At 56.2% G+C, this 24,049-nt stretch carries 17 protein-coding genes and 1 tRNA gene; 9 read left to right on the top strand and 9 right to left on the bottom strand.

The window, feature by feature from the left end; genetic code table 11:
• Window positions 1–13 precede the first annotated feature (13 nt).
• The gene (kdpB, locus tag ACIX8_RS19595; protein WP_014267123.1) at window positions 14–2,053 is read left to right on the top strand and encodes a potassium-transporting ATPase subunit KdpB; all 2,040 of its coding nucleotides are present in this window, start codon (window positions 14–16) and stop codon (window positions 2,051–2,053) included.
• Window positions 2,054–2,410: 357 nt separating this feature from the next.
• On the opposite strand, the gene ACIX8_RS19590 is transcribed toward kdpB, so the two are convergent.
• Window positions 2,411–3,166 carry a response regulator transcription factor gene (locus tag ACIX8_RS19590; protein WP_014267121.1) on the bottom strand — a complete coding sequence of 252 codons (756 nt, stop codon included), beginning with the start codon at window positions 3,164–3,166 and terminating at the stop codon, window positions 2,411–2,413.
• A gap of 2 nt (window positions 3,167–3,168) precedes the next feature.
• A complete protein-coding gene (locus ACIX8_RS19585; RefSeq protein ID WP_014267120.1) occupies window positions 3,169–4,344 on the bottom strand; it encodes a sensor histidine kinase in 1,176 nt (391 codons plus the stop codon).
• Between the two features lie 240 nt (window positions 4,345–4,584).
• On the opposite strand from ACIX8_RS19585, the gene ACIX8_RS19580 reads away from it, so the two are divergent.
• Together ACIX8_RS19580 and ACIX8_RS19575 are read left to right on the top strand one after the other, a co-directional pair.
• On the top strand, window positions 4,585–8,094 hold the full coding sequence (locus ACIX8_RS19580; protein ID WP_223295390.1) for a TonB-dependent receptor: 3,510 nt from the start codon (window positions 4,585–4,587) through the stop codon (window positions 8,092–8,094).
• A 437-nt stretch (window positions 8,095–8,531) separates the two neighbouring features.
• Complete coding sequence (locus ACIX8_RS19575) at window positions 8,532–11,864, top strand: TonB-dependent receptor (RefSeq protein ID WP_044179183.1); 3,333 nt, start codon at window positions 8,532–8,534, stop codon at window positions 11,862–11,864.
• A 142-nt stretch (window positions 11,865–12,006) separates the two neighbouring features.
• Here the strand turns inward: ACIX8_RS19575 and ACIX8_RS19570 are convergent.
• A tRNA-Cys gene (locus ACIX8_RS19570) sits at window positions 12,007–12,082 on the bottom strand.
• A 47-nt stretch (window positions 12,083–12,129) separates the two neighbouring features.
• Window positions 12,130–12,786, bottom strand: a complete 657-nt coding sequence (locus ACIX8_RS19565; RefSeq protein ID WP_014267117.1) for a peroxiredoxin — start codon at window positions 12,784–12,786, stop codon at window positions 12,130–12,132.
• Between the two features lie 399 nt (window positions 12,787–13,185).
• On the opposite strand from ACIX8_RS19565, the gene ACIX8_RS19560 reads away from it, so the two are divergent.
• Together ACIX8_RS19560 and ACIX8_RS19555 are read left to right on the top strand one after the other, a co-directional pair.
• A complete protein-coding gene (locus ACIX8_RS19560) occupies window positions 13,186–14,094 on the top strand; it encodes a PhzF family phenazine biosynthesis protein (RefSeq protein ID WP_014267116.1) in 909 nt (302 codons plus the stop codon).
• 653 nt (window positions 14,095–14,747) lie between these two features.
• On the top strand, window positions 14,748–15,182 hold the full coding sequence (locus ACIX8_RS19555; protein ID WP_014267115.1) for a response regulator: 435 nt from the start codon (window positions 14,748–14,750) through the stop codon (window positions 15,180–15,182).
• Between the two features lie 64 nt (window positions 15,183–15,246).
• Here ACIX8_RS19555 and ACIX8_RS19550 read toward each other — a convergent pair whose 3' ends face one another.
• The 3 genes from ACIX8_RS19550 to recG form a co-directional block, all read right to left on the bottom strand.
• Window positions 15,247–15,555, bottom strand: a complete 309-nt coding sequence (locus tag ACIX8_RS19550) for a helix-turn-helix domain-containing protein (protein ID WP_014267114.1) — start codon at window positions 15,553–15,555, stop codon at window positions 15,247–15,249.
• 3 nt (window positions 15,556–15,558) lie between these two features.
• Window positions 15,559–15,882 carry a type II toxin-antitoxin system RelE/ParE family toxin gene (locus tag ACIX8_RS19545; RefSeq protein WP_014267113.1) on the bottom strand — a complete coding sequence of 108 codons (324 nt, stop codon included), beginning with the start codon at window positions 15,880–15,882 and terminating at the stop codon, window positions 15,559–15,561.
• Window positions 15,883–15,944: 62 nt separating this feature from the next.
• Window positions 15,945–18,389: an ATP-dependent DNA helicase RecG gene (gene recG, locus ACIX8_RS19540; RefSeq protein ID WP_150110678.1), complete on the bottom strand. Its 2,445-nt coding sequence runs from the start codon at window positions 18,387–18,389 to the stop codon at window positions 15,945–15,947.
• 180 nt (window positions 18,390–18,569) lie between these two features.
• Here recG and mreC point away from each other — a divergent pair, with 180 nt between their 5' ends.
• Window positions 18,570–19,721 (top strand): rod shape-determining protein MreC, encoded by a 1,152-nt coding sequence (gene mreC / locus ACIX8_RS19535; protein WP_014267111.1) that lies wholly within the window; start codon window positions 18,570–18,572, stop codon window positions 19,719–19,721.
• A gap of 10 nt (window positions 19,722–19,731) precedes the next feature.
• Here the strand turns inward: mreC and ACIX8_RS19530 are convergent, their stop codons facing one another.
• Window positions 19,732–20,349: a GNAT family N-acetyltransferase gene (locus ACIX8_RS19530; protein ID WP_014267110.1), complete on the bottom strand. Its 618-nt coding sequence runs from the start codon at window positions 20,347–20,349 to the stop codon at window positions 19,732–19,734.
• A gap of 58 nt (window positions 20,350–20,407) precedes the next feature.
• Here ACIX8_RS19530 and ACIX8_RS19525 point away from each other — a divergent pair, with 58 nt between their 5' ends.
• The 3 genes from ACIX8_RS19525 (at window position 20,408) to ACIX8_RS19515 (ending at window position 22,643) form a co-directional block, all read left to right on the top strand.
• Window positions 20,408–21,172: an SDR family oxidoreductase gene (locus ACIX8_RS19525; protein ID WP_014267109.1), complete on the top strand. Its 765-nt coding sequence runs from the start codon at window positions 20,408–20,410 to the stop codon at window positions 21,170–21,172.
• Between the two features lie 10 nt (window positions 21,173–21,182).
• Entirely contained in the window at window positions 21,183–21,644 is a 462-nt protein-coding gene (locus ACIX8_RS19520; RefSeq protein WP_014267108.1) for a GNAT family N-acetyltransferase, read from the top strand.
• 93 nt (window positions 21,645–21,737) lie between these two features.
• Window positions 21,738–22,643, top strand: a complete 906-nt coding sequence (locus ACIX8_RS19515) for a hypothetical protein (RefSeq protein ID WP_014267107.1) — start codon at window positions 21,738–21,740, stop codon at window positions 22,641–22,643.
• A gap of 167 nt (window positions 22,644–22,810) precedes the next feature.
• Here the strand turns inward: ACIX8_RS19515 and ACIX8_RS19510 are convergent, their stop codons facing one another.
• The gene (locus ACIX8_RS19510; RefSeq protein WP_014267106.1) at window positions 22,811–24,013 is read right to left on the bottom strand and encodes a TIGR03118 family protein; all 1,203 of its coding nucleotides are present in this window, start codon (window positions 24,011–24,013) and stop codon (window positions 22,811–22,813) included.
• Window positions 24,014–24,049: the final 36 nt, after the last annotated feature.

Raw genomic sequence — 24,049 nt, 5'->3', positions numbered from 1 at the left:
GTGAAAAGTAGAGATGCCAAACGCCCGTAAACGCTCGCCGTGGGATGCCAGCCTGATCCGCAGAGCCGTTGTCGATGCGTTTGCCAAGCTCAGCCCACGCGCCGTGATGAAGAACCCAGTCATGTGCGTTGTGGAGGTCGGCAGTGTCGTCTCCAGCATTTATCTCTTCAGCGCCACGGGTATGGATCATGGCTCCTTTTGGTTCGACCTGCAGGTCACGCTCTGGCTCTGGTTTACGGTGCTGTTCGCGAACTTCGCGGAAGCGATGGCCGAAGGCCGCGGCAAGGCACAGGCAGCCGCTTTGCGGCGTGCGAAGTCGGAGACGACAGCCGTTCGCCTCAAAGAAAATGGAAGGACAGAAGAGGTTCCCAGTTCGCAGCTTCGCGCCGGCGATATCGTCTTTGTTGTTGCCGGGGAGTTGATCCCGGGAGATGGTGAGGTGATTCAAGGTGTCGCCTCGGTGGACGAGTCGGCGATCACGGGTGAATCGGCTCCGGTGATTCGCGAGGCAGGCGGAGACCGCTCCGCCGTTACGGGTGGGACCAGGGTGCTCTCCGATCAGATCAAAATAGAAGTGTCGTCTAATCCCGGCGAGACCTTCCTCGATCGAATGATTGCTCTCGTGGAAGGTGCGGAACGGCAGAAGACACCGAATGAGATTGCACTCAACATCCTGCTGGCTGGCTTGACGATTATCTTTCTCCTGGCGGTTGTAACGCTGCAGGCAATTGCTACATATTCCATGGTGCCGCAATCGGTCTTTGTTCTGGTCTCGTTGCTGGTGTGTCTTATCCCGACAACGATCGGAGGGCTTCTCTCTGCGATCGGTATAGCGGGGATGGACCGGTTGGTACAGCACAATGTGCTGGCTACGTCTGGAAGGGCAGTAGAAGCTGCGGGTGATGTCAGCACGCTGCTGCTGGATAAGACCGGAACCATTACTTTGGGTAATCGGCAGGCCTCCGAGTTTATTCCTGCTCCTGGTGTGTCGAAAGATCAACTTGCGGATGCAGCGCAACTGTCCTCTCTCCCCGATGAGACACCCGAGGGTCGCAGCATCGTGATCCTGGCCAAGGAAGTCTATGGCTTGCGTGGCCGGGAGTTCAGTGAACTGCAGGCAGAGTTTATTCCTTTTTCGGCGACGACCCGCATGTCAGGAATCGACATGGAAGGCCGCGTGATTCGCAAAGGATCGACAGAGGCGGTTGCAGCTTTCCTGAAAGAAAGAGGAGGCTCGCTGCCGGATGAAGTTCGCGACACAGTTGAGGTTGTTGCCCGCAGCGGAGGTACGCCCCTTGTGGTGGCGGAGAACAATCGCGCTCTGGGGGTAATCCACCTGAAAGACATCGTGAAAGGCGGAATGAAAGAGCGCTTCGCGGAGCTTCGGTCGATGGGGATTCGAACCATCATGATTACCGGGGACAATCCGCTGACTGCCGCGGCGATCGCTCGTGAGGCTGGAGTGGATGACTTCCTGGCCGAGGCCAAACCGAAGGACAAGATGGATCTCATTCAACGGGAGCAGGCTGAAGGCAAGCTTGTCGCGATGACCGGAGATGGCACCAACGATGCTCCGGCGCTTGCGCAGGCTGATGTAGGGGTAGCCATGAATACAGGCACCCAGGCAGCGAAAGAAGCTGGCAACATGGTGGATCTCGACTCCAATCCCACGAAGCTCATCGAGATTGTGGCGATCGGCAAGCAGCTTCTGATGACCCGTGGAGCGCTTACAACGTTCTCGATTGCCAATGACGTCGCAAAATACTTTGCAATTATTCCCGCGATGTTTGCCGGTGTCTTTCCTGTGCTGGCCGTTCTCAACGTCATGCATCTGAAGAACGCTCAATCGGCGGTGTTGTCGGCTGTCATCTTCAATGCCCTGATCATCGTTGGCCTGATCCCGCTGGCGCTTCGAGGTGTCAGCTACAGGGCGATGTCCGCAGAAGCGCTTCTCCGCCGCAACCTCATGATCTATGGCTTTGGAGGCCTCGCCTCTCCGTTTCTTGGAATCAAGCTGATCGACATGATCATCACTGCACTTCATCTGGCATAAGGACCATGTTATGCGCCTTACTTTCGTTACCGCATCATTCTTCAACTCCCTCGATGCACTGGAGGGCACAGCCGCAGGAATGTTCTTCGGGTTTATTCCAATTGTGGGAATGGTTATTAAATATTGGGGAGACGGCTGGTTGATCCCTGTCGCTTCCGTCTATGGTGGCTTCTTTCTCCTTATCCACGGTAAGTCGGTTCACTGGAAGTGCCCGCGCTGTTCGAAATGTTTTCTCCGAAAGAACGGCAGGGGATTTGCATTTCCATTTCGGTCGCGCTGTGGAAGTTGCTCCCTGACGCGTGAGGGCGCCCGCCGATATAGAAGCAACGCTCGTTCTCGTTAATGCAAACATTCAACCTATAGCTGGGAGGGATCCTCTTCCGTGGGAGTCAGCCTGTATCCGACCCACGGGTCCGTTAAGAGAAAACAGGGATGCAGTGGGTCAGGCTCGATCTTCTTGCGAAGCGCCGAAACGAGCACTCGTAGATATTCGGGTTGATGTGTGCTGTGCGGACCCCAGATCGACTTGATGATGGCTGAATGGGTGATGACACGATCCGCATTTCGTAAAAAGAACAGGAGCAGTTCAAATTCTCTTGGCGTCAGTCGTACTTCACGTCCCTGAACAGTAACTTGCCGATTCAGTGTGTTGACGGTGAACTCTCCTGCACGAAGAATCTCCTCTCCTGGAGGAGATTGTGCTGTAAGTCTCCGCACGAGTTCCAGCCGGCGAAGCGCGGTCCGGACCCTGGCAAGAAGCTCATCGATGCTGAACGGCTTCGTGACGTAATCGTCTGCGCCTGCGTCGAGAGCCCGGATCTTCGACTCCGTATCGTCGCGTACGGAAAGCAGGATGATCGGTATGGAGGACTTCGACCTGACTTGTCTGCAAATTTCAATTCCATCCATATCGGGCATGGCGAGATCTGTTACGACCAGGTCCGGTCCCCAGTCTTCCAATACATGCAGACCGGCGATTCCATCATGGGCTGTTCGAACGTCATAGCCATTGGCGAGAAAGCTTGCGCGCAGAGCCCTCGTGATCGATGGCTCATCGTCGATTACAAGTATTTTTTTATGCTGCAGAGAAGCATGACTCTCTTGGTCCATCATTCTTAGTCCTCTCGGATGGGTATCTGAAACGTAACGATTGCGCCCGAGGACGAAGGGCTGTTGGATACCCATATTCGGCCACGATGCGCTTCTACAAGAGCCTTTGCAATCGATAGTCCGATTCCTAATCCGCCCGGACTATTCGACCTCGAATTGCTGACATCCTTCCCTCGATAAAACTTGTCGAACACACGTGGAACATCTTCGCTGTGAAAGCCCTTACCCTGGTCTTCCACTGAGACCTCTACATCGCCGCCAACGGTGCAAGCGCTGATCGTAATCGTGGACGAATCAGGAGAGTATTTTCGCGCGTTGTCCAGCAGGGTATATAGAACCTCAGCCAGCGCTCTCACATCGATGTGCATCAGAGGAAGACTCTCTGGAATGCGGATTGCGACAGTGTGTTTTGTAAGAAGGCTCTGAGCTCTTCTAATGGCGGCCTGGACTACATCCTGCAGCAGGCTCCAAGTAGTTTTAAGCAGTAAATCGCCTGCTTCGATCCTTGCCAATTCCACAAAGCCGCTGATGATCTGATCGAGGTGAGAGCTCTCTTCATCCACGAGGGCAATGAGTTCTTCTCTGAGGTCTGGTTCGAGTGTCTGTCCCGAGCGCTGTGCCTTGCGTAAGGTAGTGGCCGCTGCCCGGATAGAGGTAAGGGGTGTACGAAGATCATGAGTGACAGCATCGAGAAGAGCTGACTTCATCAGGTCACTTCTTTTAATGGCCTCGGCCTGACTCGCATTTTCAAAGGCTATCTGTAACTCCGAATAGAGACGTTCGATCTCCTCTTTCGCTGCCAGTGCCTCGATCGCTCTCTCCTTGGCGCTGGCGGAAAGCTGGCCCGTAACAACTGCTGTAATGGAGAAGGCAACGAGCGCAACCCAGTTTTGTGGATCTTCAATCGTGAGTCGCAGGATGGGAGGCAGGAAGAAGAAATTGTAGCCAAGCATTGCAACCACAGAGGCAGCCAGTGCCGGGCGGCTTCCCATGCGAATGGCTGTAAAGAGAACGCCGAGGAGCAGCGCAAACCCGATGGTGGTTGTATTCACCCTGCTCTGCAGGGGAGCGAGAAGCAATACAAGCACTGCAATAAAACCGACCGAGGCTGCAGCACGCCTGCTTTTTCGCTGAAGAAGAAAGGCTTCCGTACTCCGGAGTGCTTTTAAAAGACTCGACATTGCATTACCAGTGTATTGAAGGTACGGCGTCGAAGGTTAATGCCAAAGCATATTGTTTGAACGAGCTTCCATATGACTTTCATATGAACTTTTTTTGATCTCGTAAGGCTGTTCCACGTTGTAATCGTTCTGTCTCAAAGGACGGTAATTACAATGGAAATATCTTCAATAGTTCTTCTTCTTTTGCCAGTTGTCGCAACGTTTAGTGTGTTTTGTCTTTTGCGGGTGCTTCGCCACTTCGTGCAGAAGGGAAAAGATGGAACGCCTCATCGGACAGCGAAACGCAACGCCCATGTTCTTAACGAGCCGCAACGCACGGCTGTAGTTTCTAATACGTCGACGATGGTATGGACCGCATTGTTGCTCGCGGTCTTCTCGATCGCATCAGCCCGAGCCCAATCAACCTTTGGAAGCGTTGTTGGAACAGTGCAGGATGCAACCCAGGCTGTCATCCCTGGCGCTGCCGTAACGCTGCACAGCCAGGATGACAATAGCGACCGCACGACGACTTCGAGTTCCAGCGGAAGTTTTGAATTCGTAAACCTCAAGCCGGGCCGGTACTCGGTTGCTTCCCAGGCTTCCGGTTTTGCCAACACCCAGGTTGCAGCTTTTGATCTCGCGCCGCGGCAGACTGCGCGTGTCAGTGTCGTAATGAATCTTCCGAGTCAGCAACAGACGGTCGAGGTCTCAGCCACTGCCACCATGATCAGCACGGACAAGGCAACACTCGATTCCTCGAAGGATAATTCGGCCATGGTTCAGTTGCCGCTGAACTCCCGCGCTTCGACGTCCAGCCCACTTTCATCGCTCTCTCTCTTGCCGAATGTGCAGCAGGACAACCAGGGAAATATCGCACTGGCTGGTGCCACTGCGGACATGGTGAACTATTCGGTTGATGGCATCTCGACTGCAGATATCTTTCACAACGGAGCCTTGAAGAATGCTTATCCGTCGATGGAGAATATCGCTGAAGTCAAAGCTACAGACTTCAACAATAGCGCCGAGTTTGCCCAGGTAGGTGATATTACCTTTACTACCAAGGGTGGTTCCAATACCTTCCACGGCAGCGTATTCGAATACCTGCAGAACGATGCCCTGGATGCGGATGTCTACGGCTTTGGCACGAAGGCCCCTAAGCGCTATAACGACTTTGGCGGCAGCTTCAGTGGGCCAGTCACCATTCCACGTCTCTACAATGGCAAAGACAAAACCTTCTTCTTCGTGGATTATGAAGGCAACCGCCGGAGCACCTCTACTCCTGAGTTTCTGCTGGTTCCAACGGCTGCTCAACGCGCTGGAGATCTGAGTGGTCTTGTTGCCGGAAATGCGAGCGGTACGCTCACGAACCCTCTTCCTGCGGGTTCTGCATGCGCTGGCAGCAGCTTTGCGAATAACATGATTCCCACCCAGTGCATCAGCCCGGTGGCTACATCACTGCTGAATAACTATTACCCGCTGCCGACGCCTGGTCTCGATGGCGCCACCTTGGGTTATAACTACCAGGCTCTGGTTCCAATCCCTGGCAATAGTAATGGATTCGATGCGCGCATCGATCAGAACATCAATAGCAAGCAGCAGATCTATGCCCGTATCAGCTGGAAGAATCTGCAGACCAATGTGTTCAATCAACTGCTGCCGGACGATATCGATATAGAACATGACCGCAGCTTTTTGATCTCACACAATTACTCGATCACTCCGCGGATGGTGAATGAGTTTCGGTTCGGATTTACGCACTCTCTGATCGATCCTGATTTTCCGATCACTGGTACGCAGGCATTGAATCAACTGGGTTTTGCGACAGGTGCCGCACCAGGGCAGATCAACACGACCAACCATCCCACGCAGGGAGGATTCCCAACGATTAACTTCTCTGACGGAACAGGATTTTCTACCATCGGACGAGATATTACCGGTGTGCAGCAATCGAACACGAAACAACTGACGGACAATATCACCATCAGCAGGGGACACCACACCATTCGCGCGGGCGTTGATTACCGTATCGTCAACTACGTTACCCCGTCGCTAGAGACAGCTTCCGATGACTTCGGCCTCTTTACCTTCAACCAAAATGTATTTACCGGAAACTCTTTCGGCGACCTACTGCTCGGGCTACCCAACATTACCTACTTTGCCGTTACAGGGCCGCGTGATGATGGAACGGCACACCAGTATGGTTTCTACGGCCAGGACCAGTGGGAGATTAATAGCCATCTGACTCTGAATGCCGGTCTGCGCTACGAATATCTTCCTGGCTTTCAGGACCAACTCGGCAATATGGCTAACTTCCTTACCGATACGAATTCGGTGGTGATTCCGGATAGGTTGGCGAATGGTATTGGAGCAGTTCCTGCTTTTCTGCAATCCTTCAACTCGTGCACGCTTCCGGGCCGGAATCCGAATCTGGCATGTTCGAATTTCGAGACGGCGAGCCAGGCTCATATCCCACAGAGCCTAAGGCAGAACTATAAGTACAACTTTGACCCCCGTATCGGCATAGCCTATCGCCCTTTTTCGGATAACAAGACGGTGGTCCGTGCTGGATTCGGTGTCTTCACGGTGAGCAACCTCGGACCATTGGCCTTCAATATGTCCAGCAATCCGACGGCTTCGGTCCATACCTATCAGAACAACAACAATGGAACACCTCAGTTCCAGTTTCCCCTGGCCTCGACCCTGAGCCAATCCGTGCAGTATGGCGGCGGTGAATTGGAGCAGGGCGACGCTCCTAACTACCGTGACCCCCAGGTCATTCAATGGAACCTGACGGTAGAGCGAGAGATTACGGCTTCGACTGCCGCTCGCGTCAGCTATGTCGGGATGGAAGGACACCGGCAGAATGTAACGATCGACCTGAACCAGATTCCAGAAAACACTCAGGGCTATAACGTTCCGAGTGGCGGCTGGGTTGATCCTCGTGCGCCATTTCAGAATTGGTCGGAGATCTTCCAATCGGCAAATTTGGGTTCTACCTCGTATCACTCGCTGCAGTTAGGAGTGACGCATCGTCTGTCACATGGTTTGATCTTCCAGGGAGACTATAGCTGGACCAAGAGCCTCAGCGATGTGCAAGGCGATGCCCCTACCAGCTTCGCTATCGAGAGCTACTATGGCTTTGCCGTCTCGGATCGCTTCCATATAAAGGCGCTTCGCGGCAATGCAGAAGGCACACCACGCCAGCGGTTACTAATGACCGGAACCTACGAGCTGCCGTACGGCAAAGGACGAGCGTGGGGCGGTAACAGCCGCATTCTGGATGCGGTGCTGGGTGGCTGGAATCTGAATACGATCTCGCTTCTGCAAACCGGACCCTGGCTGACGCCGACGATGAGTCCTACCAACGATACGTCGGGTGTTGGCATTGCACAGCGTGGCACCATCGCGCGTCCAGACCGGGTTGCAGGGGTCTCTACTAAGCCCGCCCACCGCAGTGTTTCCAACTACTTCAACATCAACGCCTTCACGACAACGACAGCTCCCGGTCAAACAGGGAACGCTGGAGTTGGCTCTCTGGAAGGTCCCGGGACCGTTGCGGTAGCGGGCGGTTTGGCCAAGGTGTTCAATATTCATCAGGGAATACAGATGCGTTTTGAATCTACCTTCACCAATATTATTAATCGCGCTAACTTCGCTATCCCGGCTACAGATGTGAGCAGCCCCAGTACCTTTGGTGTGCTGACATCGGTACAGAGCTCGAACAATGCTGGGAACCGTACCGGTCAGGTGGCGCTTCGCGTCGATTTCTAATATCTGGGAAGAAACGTTTCGCAAATAGTAGAATTCGACCGGCCTGCCATGCTCTGCATGGCAGGCCGATTTGTTTGTGGGCAGAAATTCAAGCCGGCGTCATTGCAGAGAAGTATCACCGCCCGCTGAAGTAGCTGCGACTGAGGATGAAGGGAACACGACCGAGTGGTTGTCAAAGCTGTGGAAAGTTCCGCCAGGGATGAAATGGGTTTCCTTCAAGCGATCTCCTCAATACCTTTGAAGCGAAGACACCATAGTGACAATATTCCTGTCGGTTGTGGCCACGTCGTTGACGTGGCGATTTTAAACGAATAAATTCGTATCGCAAAGCTACATGACATTTAACCGAACACGTCAGCGTCTGCCGACTTCGTTCAAAAGAAGTGCCAATTGCTGGACCTTACCCGAGTTGTGCTCAGGAGTGTCCCATTGTGAAGATGCCTCGTCTTTTCTCTTCAGCCGTTCTGTTTGCTCTACTTTCCGGTTCCATTACGTACGCTCAGATCGCCGCCGATCTTCGCGGCCGGGTCCTCGATCCTTCCGGCGCTGCTATTCCCAACGCTCACCTCGAACTGATTGAGTCCTCAACTCGCGTCCATCAGGAGACGCTTACCTCCAGTTCAGGCGACTATCTCTTCATTCACCTCAATCCCGGTTCCTATGGCATCGACGTCACTGCTCCCGGCTTCGAGACACTGCATCGCACCGGCATCACTGTGATTGTCGGCCAGACCGTCGGAGTAGATCTAACCCTTACCCTGGGCAGCAGCCAACAGACCATTGACGTTAGCTCGGCGGCTCCGCTACTCCAGACCGAGACCAGCAACATCCAAACCAATATCCCCGGCGCCACTCTCATTGCGATGCCGCTAAACACCCGCAACTTCATCCAGCTCTCTACGCTTATTCCTGGTGTTGAGTTGCCTCCTGGTACCCTCCTGCCCCGCATCAACGGCGGCCGTCCCCGCACCAATGAGTACATTTACGACGGTATCTCCGCTTTGCAGCCTGAGCCCGGTCAGGTCGCCTTCTTTCCTATCCTCGACGATATTCAGGAGTTCACCATCGAGGCCAACAACGTCCCCGCTGAGTTTGGCCGCTTCAATGGCGGTGTCGTGAATGTCGCCACGCGTTCCGGTTCCAATGAGATCCATGGCAGCCTCTTCGAATTCCTGCGCAATGAAGATCTCAACGCCCGCAACTACTTTGCTCCTGCGGGCCGCAAGCCCGAGTATCGCCGCAATCTCTACGGCGCGACCCTTGGGGCACCCGTCCTGCATGATCGTCTCTTCTTTTTCGCCGACTACCAGGGTGTTAAGCAGCTCATCGGACGCACGCTGACTTCAAGCATCCCTACGCTCAATGAGCGCAAGGGAGTTTTTACCGGAGTCTCGAAGATCTACAACCCGGCTACCACCACTGTCGTTGGCGGCGTCAACGTTCGTCAGGAGTTTCCCAACGACGTCATCAATACGCCGTTCGACGCCGCAGCCCTCGCGCTCCTCAACCGCTTTCCGATACCCACGAACCTTACCGCTGCGGCAAACAACTATAGCCGCACCGCCAATGATGCCGACCATCAGAACCAGTTCGACATCCGCATCGACGGTGCCTATGGCACACGAGACCGCGCCTTCGGTCGCTACTCCTACTACAACGAGGTCGAACAGCCCGTCACTCCGCTGCCTGATGGCGGTGGTCTCATTAGCGGTTCCGCTCTTGGGACTGGTGCGGTCCCTGGCCTCTCGAACGTCCTTGGCCAACAGGCTGTCCTTAATGAGACCCATATCTTCTCCGCACGGCTTGTCAACAATGCTACTGGTGGCTACACCCGCCGGAGCAATAACATCCTTGGCCCTGTTCTCGGCAGCACCGCTTCCGCGGCACTCGGCATTCCCGGCATCCCCACTAACGCTGCCTTCAACAATGCTTTGCCGCTCTTCACTCTCACCGGTTTTCAGCAGCTTGGTCCCTCCGCCAGCACCTTTGCCAATTTTCAGACGGCCGTATGGCAGTTGGTCGATACGGCCGTTTACACGCACGGAGCTCACGCGATCAAAGCCGGTCTCGACTTCCGCTGGTATCAACTCAACACCGTATCGCCGCCCAATCCCACCGGCTCCTTCGCCTTTACGACTACTGGCACTAATCAGCAGGGCGTCACCAACAGCGGCAATGCTGTCGCCAGCTTCCTCCTCGGCCAGGTCGACACCTTCCAGATTGATCTCCAGTCGAACAAGATCCGTCCACGCGACTACATAGAGGAGTTCTTTGTCCAGGATGATTGGAAGGCCTCCAATAGCCTCACCTTCAATCTGGGGGTACGCTGGACGCTCCACCATCCCTCCACCGAGAAGAACAACCAGGGAGCGGTTTTCAACCTGGCCACCCAGCAGCTTGATTATCTTGGCGTCAACGGCTTCTCCCGCAGCGCACGCGAGCTTCACTACGGTAACTTCGCGCCGCGCATCGGTTTTACCTTCCAGGCGGACCCGAAGACTGTCGCCCGAGCCGGCTTCGGCATTGTCTTCATCGATCAATCCGGAATCACTACGCCCTTCACCACCCCGCAGTTTCCTTTCATCCAAAGCGTGACGCAGAAGACGCAGGATAGCGTCAACTCAGCCTTCGCACTCTCAAAAGGACCCTCGGTCGCGCCCATTCCGTTCACTCCCAACGCTGGCCTTGGCCAGAGCGTCTACACGGCTAATCGCACTGCAGGCTCCGGATATGTCGAGCAGTGGAACTTCGCCGTGCAGCGGGCCATCACCAGCAACCTCTCTGCCGATATCTCCTATGTCGGCTCGCACGTTGTTCACGTCGGGCAGCCTGACTCCAATCTGAATCAACTCACCAGTGCTCAACTCGCCCAGGGTTCCTCTCTGCTCAAGCAGGTTGCGAACCCTTACTTCGGACAGCTTCCCGCATCCAGTTCCCTCAACACTAAAACTGTAGCTGCGGCGCAGTTGCTCAAGCCCTACCCCCGCTTTCAGAACGTAGCTACCTATCGCAACAACAACGGCTCCACAACCTACAACGCCATCGAAGCCAAAATCGAGCAGCGCCTCAATCACGGCATCTACCTTCTGTTCGCTTACACCCACTCCAAACTTATCGACCAGGCGTCGTCCGTCTTTTCTTCCACGGTCCTCTCCTCGCCTAATACCAGCTCGCTGATCGCCGCTGACACCTTTCGCCCCTATTTGGAGCGCGACTCTTCCAACGGTGATATGCCCAACGTCCTCTCCTTCAGCGGAATCTATGAACTGCCAGCTGGTCGCAACCATCGCGTCGCCTCCACCGGTATTGGCAACATGCTGCTCGGCGGCTGGAGCCTCAATGCCATCGTCTCGTTACAGTCCGGAATGCCGGTCACCGTCACTCAGGCGACGAATAACAACGCCTTCGCCGGTTTCGCTCTCCAGCGCCCCAACATCGTTGCCAAGCCTAATCTGCCCGCCGGCAAGCGCATTCCAGCCCACTTCTTCAATACCGCAGCTTTTGCCACCGCGCCGCAGTTCGTTATTGGCACAGCCTCTCGCAATCCGGTGCGCGGCCCAGCCTACCGGGATCTCGACCTGGCTTTGGTCAAGCGCACTCGCCTCGTTGAGAAGTTCGATATGGAGTTTCGTGCGGAGGTCTTCAACATTACCAACACTCCGGCCTTCGGCCAGCCCAACGGCAGCTTTGGATCCGCCGCTTTCGGCAGCATCACCACTACGACTACGGACCCTCGTGTAGCGCAGTTCGCTCTTCGTATCAGCAGGTAAAGACTAACCAGACGAGCAGGAGATTTGTGCAAGTCCTGCGAGCTGTAAATAAATCGCAGGAGCCGGAAGAAAACGGAACCCACAATTTTGCCCACAGACAACAAAGCGAGTCCGAAGTGGACTCGCTTTGTGTTTGATTTTATGGAGCACCGGATGGGGGTCGAACCCATGAATACTGGTTTTGCAGACCAGCGCGTTAGCCACTTCGCCACCGGTGCTCATGTGCTTCTGCCAAAGGGCAGAAGCATGATTCTACATGCTACGACTACTTAGGTTGAGCCGCCGTACGCAGATACGGCTTCACCGTCTTGTAGCCCGGGAAGATCTTGTCGGCTTCTTCGTTGGAGACAGCACCGGTGATGATGATATCTTCGCCCTGCTTCCAGTTAGCCGGCGTCGCGACCTTGTGCTTCGCGGTGAGCTGCATGGAGTCGAGCACGCGGATGATCTCGTCGAAGTTGCGGCCGGTGGTCATTGGGTAGGCGATCTGCAGCTTGATGCGCTTGTCGGGGCCGACGATGAAGACCGTGCGTACAGGGGCGTTGTTGGCGGGGGTACGGCCTTCGCAGCTATCGCCGTCTTCGGCAGCCAGCATGTCATAGAGCTTGGCGATCTTCAGTTCGGGGTCGCCGATGATCGGATAGTTGACCTTGTGTCCACCTACATCCTCGATGTCCTGCGCCCACTTGCCGTGGCTCTCGACGGGATCGACCGACAGGCCGATGACCTTGGCGCCACGTTGGGCGAACTGGGTCTCCAGGGCGGCAACCGCGCCGAGCTCAGTGGTGCAGACGGGCGTGAAGTCCTTGGGGTGTGAGAAGAGCACCGCCCAGTTGTCGCCGATCCACTCGTGGAAGTGGACTGTGCCCTGGGTGGTTTCTGCGGTAAAGTCGGGGGCTACATCGTTGATGCGGAGAGACATCGTGTTTACCTGCCTTTGAAAGTTGTTGCAGCTGGTTGGTGAAGGCCGTTTCAGGGTGGCACTAAAGCAGAAGACCCACCCGGCGATGGCCTTGGGTGGGTCTTGATGTTCGTTTCTTGACGTTTGTAGCTTAGCGTCTCGATTCGCTCATCGACTCACCCGCGCAGGGCCGCAGCAACAGCAGCGGCAACCACAGCAGCATGTGAGAGACGAGTTCGAGGCGGTGAGATTCATTCGAGTCCAGATCTTGTACCGCCACTGATGACTGGCATCAGTATGGAGCGGTTTGCTCCACGTGCGGTTGTTTTCTAAGTTACGGCGGCAGGGCGGGTGTGTCAAATGTCAAAGACCGTAAATCGTGCATAAGGGGAAGAGCGTGTCTCTCGATAGACTGATCGTATGATCCGCAAACTCGAATACTCTGTGATGGATGTTTTTGCCGAAAAGCCGCTGGAAGGCAATCCACTGGCCGTGTTTCATGATGCCCGTTCGCTCTCGGGAGATGAGATGCAGGCCCTGGCGCGGGAGACGAATCTCGCCGAAACGACCTTTGTCCTGCCCAGTGATGACGCGGAGGACGAACGTATCAACGGGGTCCAGGTGAGGATCTTTACCACGGAGGAGGAATTGCCCTTTGCCGGGCATCCTACGCTTGGCACGGCGACCTGGCTGTACTCCAACCATCCGACGCTGCGCGGAGCCGAGAGCATCACTTTGCGCCTCAAGGTGGGGCCGATTACGGTTCGGTTCGAACCTTGCCGCGAGGGAGAGCACGGCGTGCGCGCGACGATGAAACAGAACGACCCTGTATTTGGGAAGACGCATGATCGCTCGGAGGTGGCAGCGGCTCTGGGGCTGCAGGTGGGCGATCTGTCCGCAGAGCATGAGCCGCAGACGGTCTCGACCGGGATGGCGTTCTGTATCGTCCCGTTACGCTCGATAGAGGTGTTGCGGCAGTTGCAGATCTCCCAGCGCGAGGCGTCGGCGTGGCTCGTGAAGAGCGATGCGAAGTTTTTCTACTGCGTCGCTCCTACCGGGCAGGCGGAGGGGCCGCAATGGCGGGCCCGCATGCAGTTCTACGGAGGCGAAGATCCGGCGACAGGATCGGCTGCCGGTTGTTGCATCTCATGGTTCGTGCGGCACGGACTTGTACAATCAGAGGCACCGGTTGTGATAGAGCAGGGAATCGAGATTCTCAGGCCCAGCCGGATCACAGCGCAGGCGAACCTCGAGAATGGCGAAGTTCGTTACGTGCATGTTTCGGGGCGCACCATTCCTGTTGCAATTGGCTCGTTTTTCCTGCCTTGAACCACTGGTTTCCCACAGGCGGAGAGCCCCAAACCTCAATAGCAGCGCAGGGTTTGATAGCAGTGGTGGATGCGCTATGACGAAGTTGTTGCGTTTTCGCTATAAATTCGCCATTGCCACGGCAGGTTCCCCCCGGTAGAGTCAGCAAATCGCCAATCGGGACTATGTCTCAGCGGCAAGAAACTTTCGCCTGTTTTACTGAAAATTTGTGTTGAAAAAGGCCGGCCCAGTTGCCGCCTCAGCACCCCTGCGCCGCCGTTTTTCGCGGCGCTGGGTGCGGGGCGCGGTGAGCCGAGACGGCCTCTTTCACAAACCCGCGATCCGAGGGCCTTTGTGGCTTTCGAGACCCGGGGCACTGCTTCGGGCCATTTTGGCCCCGCGAAGCGGACAGGAGAGCCTCGCGCTCTTCCCCCGTCAACGTAAAGAAGCGGACCGTGCCTAGACCTTCACGCCAACAAACGTGACTGTCCGCGCGAATGCCCCAACCTGCGCCTTTTTATCAGGCGTGAACGCATGTACGGCTTGATGGAAGCGAAGGAACGAAGTAGCGATACCCAAGGTAAACACGTCCGGCCCCAGGCTGTGGCGATGAACGAATCAACGGAATGCAAGACACTCGGGCCGGAAACCACCGGCCGGAAGAAGGAACGACAATGCGCCCTCGTAAGACGATTTTGTGTGTGGATGACAATGAACAGGTTCTCTCAGTGCGGAAGTTTTTGCTCGAAACGCGCGGCTATCGCGTTCTCGCTATGCGCACAGCAGCCGAAGCCCTGGAATACCTCCAGGTGGCGATGCAGGGATCTGTAGACCTGCTGATGTCGGAAGTGATCCTGTCGCAGATGGATGGCAATGAACTGGTCCGACGGGCCAAGCAACTGCATCCTTGCCTGCCGGCACTCCTGGTATCGGGAACTGTGTCGAACTTCGACCGAGCGGTCGCCGCAGACGCTTTTCTACCCAAGGGCGCATGTACTCCAGCCGAGATGCTCGACCGTATTCGAATCCTCGTCGCCCGCAAGCGTGGGCCGAAGAAGCAGGTGCAGTCCGTCATGGGCGCACCTGCGCAGATGGCAGTGGCGAGCTAGTGGATAGAGAACAGAGTGCAAAATGCGCAGTCTTTCCGCACCTTACTTGCGCGTTTTCTTTTCTCTAGGCTGCCAAGCGTAGTTCAGGATGTAAACCAGCGCGTGCGGCCAAGGTCAATAGCATATCCACACTAAACTCGTCCCAGGCTCCCTTTTTGAGTTTGGAGACACGAGGCTGAGTAATCCCCAGTCGTTTGGCAGCTTCGGCCTGTGTCCAGCCTTGCGCGGCAATGTGCTTTTCTATGCTGACCATGAGTTCTACGCGCATGGCCATGATCTGGGCTTCAGCTTCATCGAACCCCAGATCGACGAATATGTTGCCAGAGCTTGAGGTAATTCGAGTATCGTCCCATCCTGGAATTGTCTTTTTCATAACTCATTCTCCAATCATCTTGTAACGTTTGGCCGCGAGATCAATGTCTTCTTTGGCGGTCTGTTGTGTCTTCTTTTGGAATGCGTGCAGCACATAAACAGCTTCATTGAACTTGGCGACGTAGAGGACACGCCAGGCGCCATCGAGACGGACACGTATTTCGTAGGCGCCTTTACCAACGGCTGGCATTGGCTTGAAATCGGTGGGCATGACGCCCAGTTGAACGCGTAGTAGTTCTGCTCCAATGGCACGGCGGACCTCTACCGGGAATTCGCGAAGATCATCGCGGCTATTACCGAGGAACTCGAGGGGTTTGATCGTGCCCATGTTTGATTATATAAATACTTGTCTAAATCTGTAATCCACCAGTTCGTCTCTGGCAAGGGAACTTACGCCTCAACGAGCCCATACCTTCGCTGCCATTGTTGTTTCAGGCGGGCCCAGACAGCCTCAATCTCAGCTCGTGGAATGTTGGGGTCGGGCGCTTCGACGAAATGTGCGGCCTCTGATTTTGCCAGTTCCAGAAACTCGCGATCGCGAGCCAGGCTGGCGACATGGAACTCGGGCAGGCCGGTCTGGCGTGTTCCGAAGAACTCGCCGGGACCACGTTGCTCCAGATCGAACTCCGCCAGTTCAAAACCGTTCTGCGTGCGTACCATGGCATCGAGCCGTTGCTCGGCCTCAGGCGAGACGCTGCTGCCGGTGAGCAATACGCAGTAACTCTTGGCTGCTCCACGTCCCACGCGGCCACGAAGCTGGTGCATCTGCGCGAGGCCGAAACGCTCGGCATGTTCGATCACCATCACCGTGGCGTTGGGCACATCGACGCCGACTTCGATCACGGTAGTCGAGATGAGCACGTCGATCTCACCGCGTTTGAAGCGGGCCATCGTCACTTCCTTGTCATCGGCGGACATGCGGCCATGGAGCAGACCCAGCTTCATGCCGCTGAGTGCTCCACTGCTTAGCTCGTCGAACATCTCGGTAGCGGAGCGAAGCTTCACGCGGTCTGCTGATTTGCGCGCGCTACTGGCTTTCTTGCCATTCTTCTGCTTCTTAGGCAAAGCCGCTGACTCGCTGACTTGCTGACTTACTGACTCGCTGCTGTCCTGCGCAAAGTCCAGCTCTGGCTGATCGTCCTTTTCCCCTTCGATGACGGGGTAGACGATGTAGGCCTGCCGTCCTGCCACGATCTGTTTGCGAACGAAGTTCCATACCTCGGAGGAGCGTTCTTCCGGCATGCGGCGCGTCACGATGGGCGTGCGGCCGGGCGGCAGCTCGTCGATGATGCTGACTTCAAGGTCGCCATACACGGTGAGCGCGAGCGTGCGTGGAATGGGGGTCGCGGTCATTACAAGCACGTCGGGTTCGGTTGCGACGCCATTGGCTCCGGGCTTGCGCATCAGCTTGAAGCGCTGCTGCACGCCGAAGCGATGCTGCTCATCGACGATGACCAGGCCAAGATTTTCGAAGTCAACCTTTTCTTCGACGAGTGCATGGGTGCCGATGGCGAGATCGGTTTCGCCGCGAAAGATGCGTCCTCGCACATCGCGCTTGGCCCGTTCGTCGAGCGATCCGGTGAGCAGGGCGACGCGATACGGACGGCCTGTGTGTGGTGAGATCGCGTCGGCTAGCAGCTTGCGCGCGGAGAGGTAATGCTGCGTGGCCAGGATCTCCGTAGGCGCCATCATCGCGGCCTGATAGCCGTTTTCGATGGCGACGAGCGCAGCCTGTAACGCGACGATGGTTTTGCCTGAGCCCACGTCGCCCTGCAGCAGCCGGCGCATGGGCCGGCTGGCGCGCATGTCGGTGACGATCTCTCCGAGTACGCGCTTCTGTGCGGATGTGGGTTTGAACGGCAGCACCTGCTTGAGTGCCTCGCGGACCTTCTCATCGGTAAGAAAGGCAGTACCGGCGCGCGTGCGCAGCTTGCGGCGCTTCAGCTCGAGCCCTAGTTCGAGATACCAGAACTCCTCAAAGATGAGACGACGATGCGCGGGAGTTCGCGCGGACATCAGCTCGGTTATGGGCGTGCCCGCAGGAGGGAAGTGCAGCGCCTGCAGGGCTTCCATGCGGCCCGGTAGACCTAAGCGCTGACGCAGTGCCTGGGGCAGTGTTTCGTCAGCCTTGGTGTCGGACTCTGTCAGTTCACGGAAGACGGTCCACATCACGCGACGCAGCCAGCGCGAGGTCAGCTTGGCGCCCCAGGGGGTCTTGCCGCCGAGCGATTCGTAGACCGGGACGATGCGGCCCATCTCCAGCATGGTGAACTCCGCATCCTCGCCCGTAGCGCTAGCGTCGGGGAGGATCTCGAAGGTGGGCTGGATCATCTTGAATTGCGTGGCGCCGGGGACGGCGTTCAGGGCGTTGCCGCTGCGCGATCCCTCCAACTTGCCGTAGAGCGCGATCATCTGCCCGGGGCGGAATTTGTCGCGCAGGTAGGTTCCGTGGAACCACATGCACTTGACGGTTTCGAGCACGGCGGGTGGAGGACGCAGCAGGCCGGACATGGCTGCCTCGCTGTCGGCAGGCGGGGGCTTGATGCCGACGGTCATCTCAAAGATGGGAGCGGAACGCGTTCGAAGCAGCACCGTTCCGCGCACTTCGCCGACCAGGCTGGCCATGTCGCCGGGGTGGTAGCCGGACAGCGGCTTGGGGTGCAGGCGGTCTTCGTAGCGAAATGGCAGGTGGTAGAGCAGGTCTTCGACGGTTTCAACGCCGCGCTCAGCCAGATTTGCCGCTACTCGATCGCCGATGCGTTTGATGTATTTAACCGGCGTTGTGAGTTCCAGCGGCACGGGTTCGATGGTAGCAGTGGCGGCGATGGATCGCATGGGATAGGGCATTTCTGCCGGTTCAGGCGTTGGAGCCAGCGTGTTTTGGGCGTTCAGCTACGAGTAACGAGGCTCGAGTTGCGAGGGCTCTGTGGTCACAACTGGCTGTGGGGAACCTAGCTGCGAAATAGGCGAAGATGAAACAAGCCTCGGCGATGAAATAATGAGGTTGGCCTTCCGATGGATTCCTTCTTCGTACGATTCAAAAACCCGCTGGTGTTGATCGTCATCGTGCTCGCTCAGACGATAGGACTGGCGATCCAGGTGCAGCCTTCCCGAACGGGCGCTGGCCCTGTTGGCTCCGACGGACGGAAGATGTCTCTGCTGCGGTATTGGTCGGTTGCCATCGTTACGCCCTTCGAACGGGTGATTCATGGCTCAAGCCTGAATGTGCGGCATGTCTGGTCGAACTACATCGACCTGCGGCACACCCGGGAGCAGAACCAGGCGTTACAGCTTGAGATCGCGCGGCTGCGGCAGGAGCAGGCGTCGTTTGCTGAAGACGCTGCCCAGGGCCGCCGCTTGCAGGCGCTGCTCGCCTTCAAGCAGCAATACATTACAAGCACCGTGGCTGCCCAGGTGATTGGGACCAGCGGAACGGACCATTCCGGCCTGCTGTATCTGGATAAGGGCTCGGCTGAAGGGCTTAAGCCTGGACAGCCTGTAATTACACCGGATGGTGTCGTGGGCAAGCTGCGCGACGTGTTTCCACATACGGCGCAGTTGCTTCTGTTGAGTGATCCGACCTCGGGAGCGGGCGTTCTCCTGGAATCGACCCGCATTCGCGCTATTCTTCGTGGAACGCCGACCGGCAATGTGCAGATTGATAATCTGACGGCGGATTCACGTATCAAGCCGGGTGAAAAGATCATCACGTCGGGCGGAGACCAGGTGTTTCCGCGCGGATTGACGGTTGGAGTCATCGAATCCATCGCGTCCGATCCTCTGCATCTGCCGTATACGGAGATCGTCGTGCATCCGGCGGCAAACCTCCTGCGGTTGGAGGAGGTCCTGATCATTACCGGGACGGCCACCACCATGCCGGCTGCGGCGCAGCAGGATGCAGCGATTGCCGATGCGGTGTCGGAAGAGAACAAGCGTGCGGCGGACATCATCTCCGAGAAGCTGCCGAGCCTGAATGCCGATACCCCGGCAGCGAAGCCGGGTGATGCTCCGAAGCCGTCCGATCAGATTGGCGGCGTTCCGGGTGTTCCGAACTCGGGATTGCCGAGAACGCAGCCTCCGCTGCATCCCGATCGCTTCTCGCCTGGCACGACACCTTCGGCGCAGGAGCTGAAGCCGGGAGCTGCTGCTACGCCGCAACAGCCCTGATTGGGCGAGATCAGGGGCGTTTTGCCAGTTGATGCTCCAGGTGGGTACGAACGGTGGGCCACTCGGAGATGAGGATGCTGTAGACGCAGGTATCGCGTAGTGTTCCGTTTTCAGTGAGGAAATGATTTCTCAGGATGCCATCGAGTTTTGCGCCGAGTCGTTCTATGGCGCGACGGCTCTGTCGATTCATGAAGTGCGTGCGGAACTCGACTGCGACGCAACCCAGCGTTTCGAAGGCATGGGTGAGCAGCAGGAGCTTCGCTTCCGTATTCAGAGCTGTACGCTGCACTCGCTGGGCATACCAGGTCGATCCGATCTCCACGCGTGGCGTGGCCTGATCGATGTGCATATACGTGGTCATGCCGACGATCTCCTCTGTCGCTCTGTCGATGATGGCAAAGGGGAGCATCGATCCGGCTTCCTGCAAGGCCAGGCGTCGCTGAATTTCTGCGAGCATACCTTCCGGGGAAGGGATGCTCGTGTACCAGAGCTCCCAGAGGTTGCCGTCACGTACCGCTGACCTCAGGCCCTCCTGGTGGTCTACCGAGAGAGGTATGAGCTGAACATGGCGGCCTGTGAGCGTGATCGGCTGGAATTTGTCCGACGCTTGCGTTGAGGTGAGGGGCATGAACGATAGTTTATGCGCGCGACGAGCCGGGGTACGTATCGGGGATAAACTACCTGCCATGACAGAACAAGTGACATCCTCTCTCCCGCTGCTCGGTAAGACCTCCCTCGTGACCGGGGCCTCCCGCGGTATCGGAGCCAGCGTGGCCCGTCAACTGGCGGAACTCGGCGCTGATGTGGCGATCAACTACCGCAGCAAGAGGCCGCGGGCTGAAGAGGTAGCCCAGGCGATCTCGGACCTGGGAAGACGGACGCTTCTCCTACAAGCTGACATTACGGAGACGAAGGATATCGAGGCTACCTTTGACCAGATCAAGCAGGCCTGGGGACAACTCGACATCCTCGTTCTGAATGCCAGCGGTGGACTGGAGACAGACAAGGCTGCGGACTATGCCATGAATCTCAATCTGCATGCCCAGGTCAATCTTGTGCGAGGCGCTCTTGCGCTTATGCGGCCGGGAGGAAAGATCGTGTTCGTGACGAGCCATCTGGCTCATTTCTACGGGACGAAGCCCGTGTATCCGGGGTACGAGCCTGTTGCCATCAGTAAGAAGGCGGGAGAGGATGCGCTTCGAGCCATGATTCCCGAGCTGACAGAAAAGGGAATTCGGCTGGTGATTATCAGCGGCGATCTGATTGAAGGGACGATTACGCCTAAGCTGCTGCAACGACAGTATCCGGGGCTGATTGCAGGACGGAAAGAAGAGGCGGGTTCTCTTCCGGACGTGGAGGAGTTTGCTGCGGCAATCGTCGATGGTGCACTTAACGAAAAACATGAGACCGGCGCGATTGTTTATGTGGGCAGTACCGAGTGGGGTGGGTGAGAATTCCAGTATGAATGAGTTAAGCCAACTGGTGGAAGAGGGTGTCGGCCCATTGGAGGAAGGGGGGCTTGCTCTCCAGTGGATAGAGACGATAGGGCATTCAGTGCACAAGGTGCCTACCTATTTCTTTCGGATGGTCGATCCTCGAACCAAAGTGGAATTTGGCACGATCAATCTACGGATTGGGCGGAGTGCACACATCGAACGCTACGCCGGCCACATAGGCTATTCGGTTGTGCCTGAGCATAGAGGCCATCACTATGCAGCTCGCGCGACGAAGCTTCTGATGCCGCTGGCCCGCTCTCTTGGATTTCATGTTCTCTGGATTACTTGTGATCCGGAGAATATAGCGTCGCGGCGGAGTTGTGAAGCTGCAGGTGCGATCCTGCAGGAGATTGTGGATGTTCCCGTAACCTGTACGATTCATCGTCACGGACATCCGAAGAAGTGCCGCTACCAGTTGTCTCTTTGAGCGGTGGTTCCAGGGACTGGGTCTTTCAGGCGTTCGAAGAAAACCGTGGAATAGAAAGAAGGGCAATGTGTTTTCTATCCAGGGAGTTCCTTCGTGAGTGTCGATCCAATAACTAAGACATCTTTTAGCCGTACTCAAGACATTGCGATCCAGACAAATGCAAGGCTCAATTGGCCGGTGCTGCTGACCGGGATGCTGATTACGCTTGTGTTTCCCGCAAGCATTCACGTGTTCATGCTGAATGTGATGCACGTGCCGCCTCCCGACAGTAGTCATGTGCCTCAGTGGGCTTCTTCTTTCAAAGAGGTGTGCTCGATCGTAGCGTTAGCTGTCTTTTATCAACTCGCGCGACCCAGACTCGCACGCCTTTCGATGTTTCTTCAATGCCTTGTCGTTAGCGTTCTGTACGCCACGATTAAACAGGAGATTCTAGGCATTGTGATGGGGGGTGTCTTCACGACAGCCTATGCGTATTCCTTTCTTTCAGAGATTCCAGAGCTTCTCTATTGCCTGCTCGCGGGCTGCTTTACGGTTTTAGTCGTTCTGAAGATACGGGAACCATGGCGAAAGACGATGGGGATCATCGTTATGGCAGGCGTCCTGGGAGGTGCGATTCATCCCCTGCTGATCCGTTTGTATGAGCCATTTCTGAAGTCGATCTCTTATCTCGATCATGCGCCCATCTATCGGCTTCCCCTGACATGGCACTTTCTAGTTCCCGCTTATATGCTGACTACCGAAGTGGTTGTTGCCTGCATCGTGGCGGCTGCCTTGACATGGTCGAGACTCTCTTCTGCCCCTATGGTTCGCTTCCTGCAGTTTGCACTGCTGATCCTGTTTATCCAGGGCAATATGATCCGGTTCACACTTTATAGCTTTTACCTTCCGGTAAAGCTGTCGCTGGCATTCCTGAGTGAGAGCCAGTATTTTCTGGACTGGGTGGCGCTCGCATTGCTTACAGTTCTTACCTGGCAGATGTCGCAGCGATCGGAATCGTAAATACCTCCGCACTGTGCGGCTTGCGGCATAGGTTTCTTCTCGTAGGCGAAGTGCTGAAGCACTACAGTTGTACTTACAAACTACCCAGAAGCCTGTCATCTCTCCACTCCTGTTGGTGGTTCGGAATGACAGGCTTTTGGGGTTAGGCTCTGTTGATAGGAAGTAACTCAATTACAACTCTGAGTCTCCGAAGCCGCCGAAGTGGGAGTCAGATAGCCGAAGAGACCGTTTGCTCCGCCATCAGGTCCAGAGGTGAAGTAGAGTCTCGCGGAGCAGTGCTGGCCGAACGAATCGGAGTTGTGGGCTGCTTCATTAAAGCGAATTGCGAAGATGCCGCTGACCGAGATGGGATTTCCTGCCGAATCGGGTAAGAACCCTTCGAAGTTTCCACTCTGCGGATCGAAGGCGGCGATATTGCCACTGGATTGCGTGCTTCCAGCACCTGCGAACTGAGCAATCAGCAAATGATTGCTGAATCTGCCGAAGTTCCCTGGCGCAAGAGCGACGCCCCACGGAGCGTTCAGCCAATCTCCGTGTTCCAGTCTGCGGACAAGCCTGCCCGTCGAACTATAAATATCAACGTAGCCATTCCCAGGACCATCCGTCTCCAGTTGAGATCCGGCAGCAAGGAGAGCATAGGTTACTACCAACTGGTTCCCAACAGCCTGTACGTTAAACGGCGCAAAGCCAGCGGGCAATTGGTCATCGGAAAAAGCTTTTTGATTGATTTCACTGCTGGGTGAGGAGGAGTTCTGCAGCTTGTTCAGGGTGTCAGGAGTAACGAGATGAAAGCCCTGGTCATAAACATCGATGCGACCCTTGGTGAAGTTGGCGACGTAGAGAAAAGGGGTTTCGTTGATGAAGGCTTCTGTCAGTCCCGTATAGGCCGAGCCGTCAGTATTGTTGACCAAGATCACTGCTTGTGTCGAACCAGCCGTGCCCTGGGACGTCTGCAGCTCCGGGCTCCATCCGGCAATCTTTCCTCCGATGGAAGTGAACAGAAATTCCGCTGGAATGTCCGAGGCTACAAGAAATTTGGAGTGATGTTCATTGAAGAATATGCCGGCAGGACCATCAAAGACCGGTTGCGATCCGGCGGGAGGCGGAGGCAGGATGGAGAGTGAAATCGGTAGCTTCACTCCAGAATCGTTATAGACGGTGGCGGCATTGAAGTTTAGATCCGACATCCACCAGGTCTTTTCAGGACCTCGTGCCAGTCCCCAGGGGTTTCCCAGCAGTGGATCGATGGTGGGCGCCACTCCGGGCACGTTCGAAACGAGATTCACCTGCGTGTAGTTTTGTGCACTTGCCGAAGCGACGATTCCCAGCATGATCGCCGGGATTGTTAGAAGCCGAAAAATACCTTTCATCTACGTACCTCTCCATGACGATCTTTGATCGGCCCG

The sequence above is a fragment of the Granulicella mallensis MP5ACTX8 genome, from assembly GCF_000178955.2.
GTDB classification, from domain to species: Bacteria; Acidobacteriota; Terriglobia; order Terriglobales; family Acidobacteriaceae; genus Granulicella; species Granulicella mallensis.
Note: the sequence above shows the minus strand (reverse complement) of the source record. Positions and strands in the feature narration are given on the sequence as shown.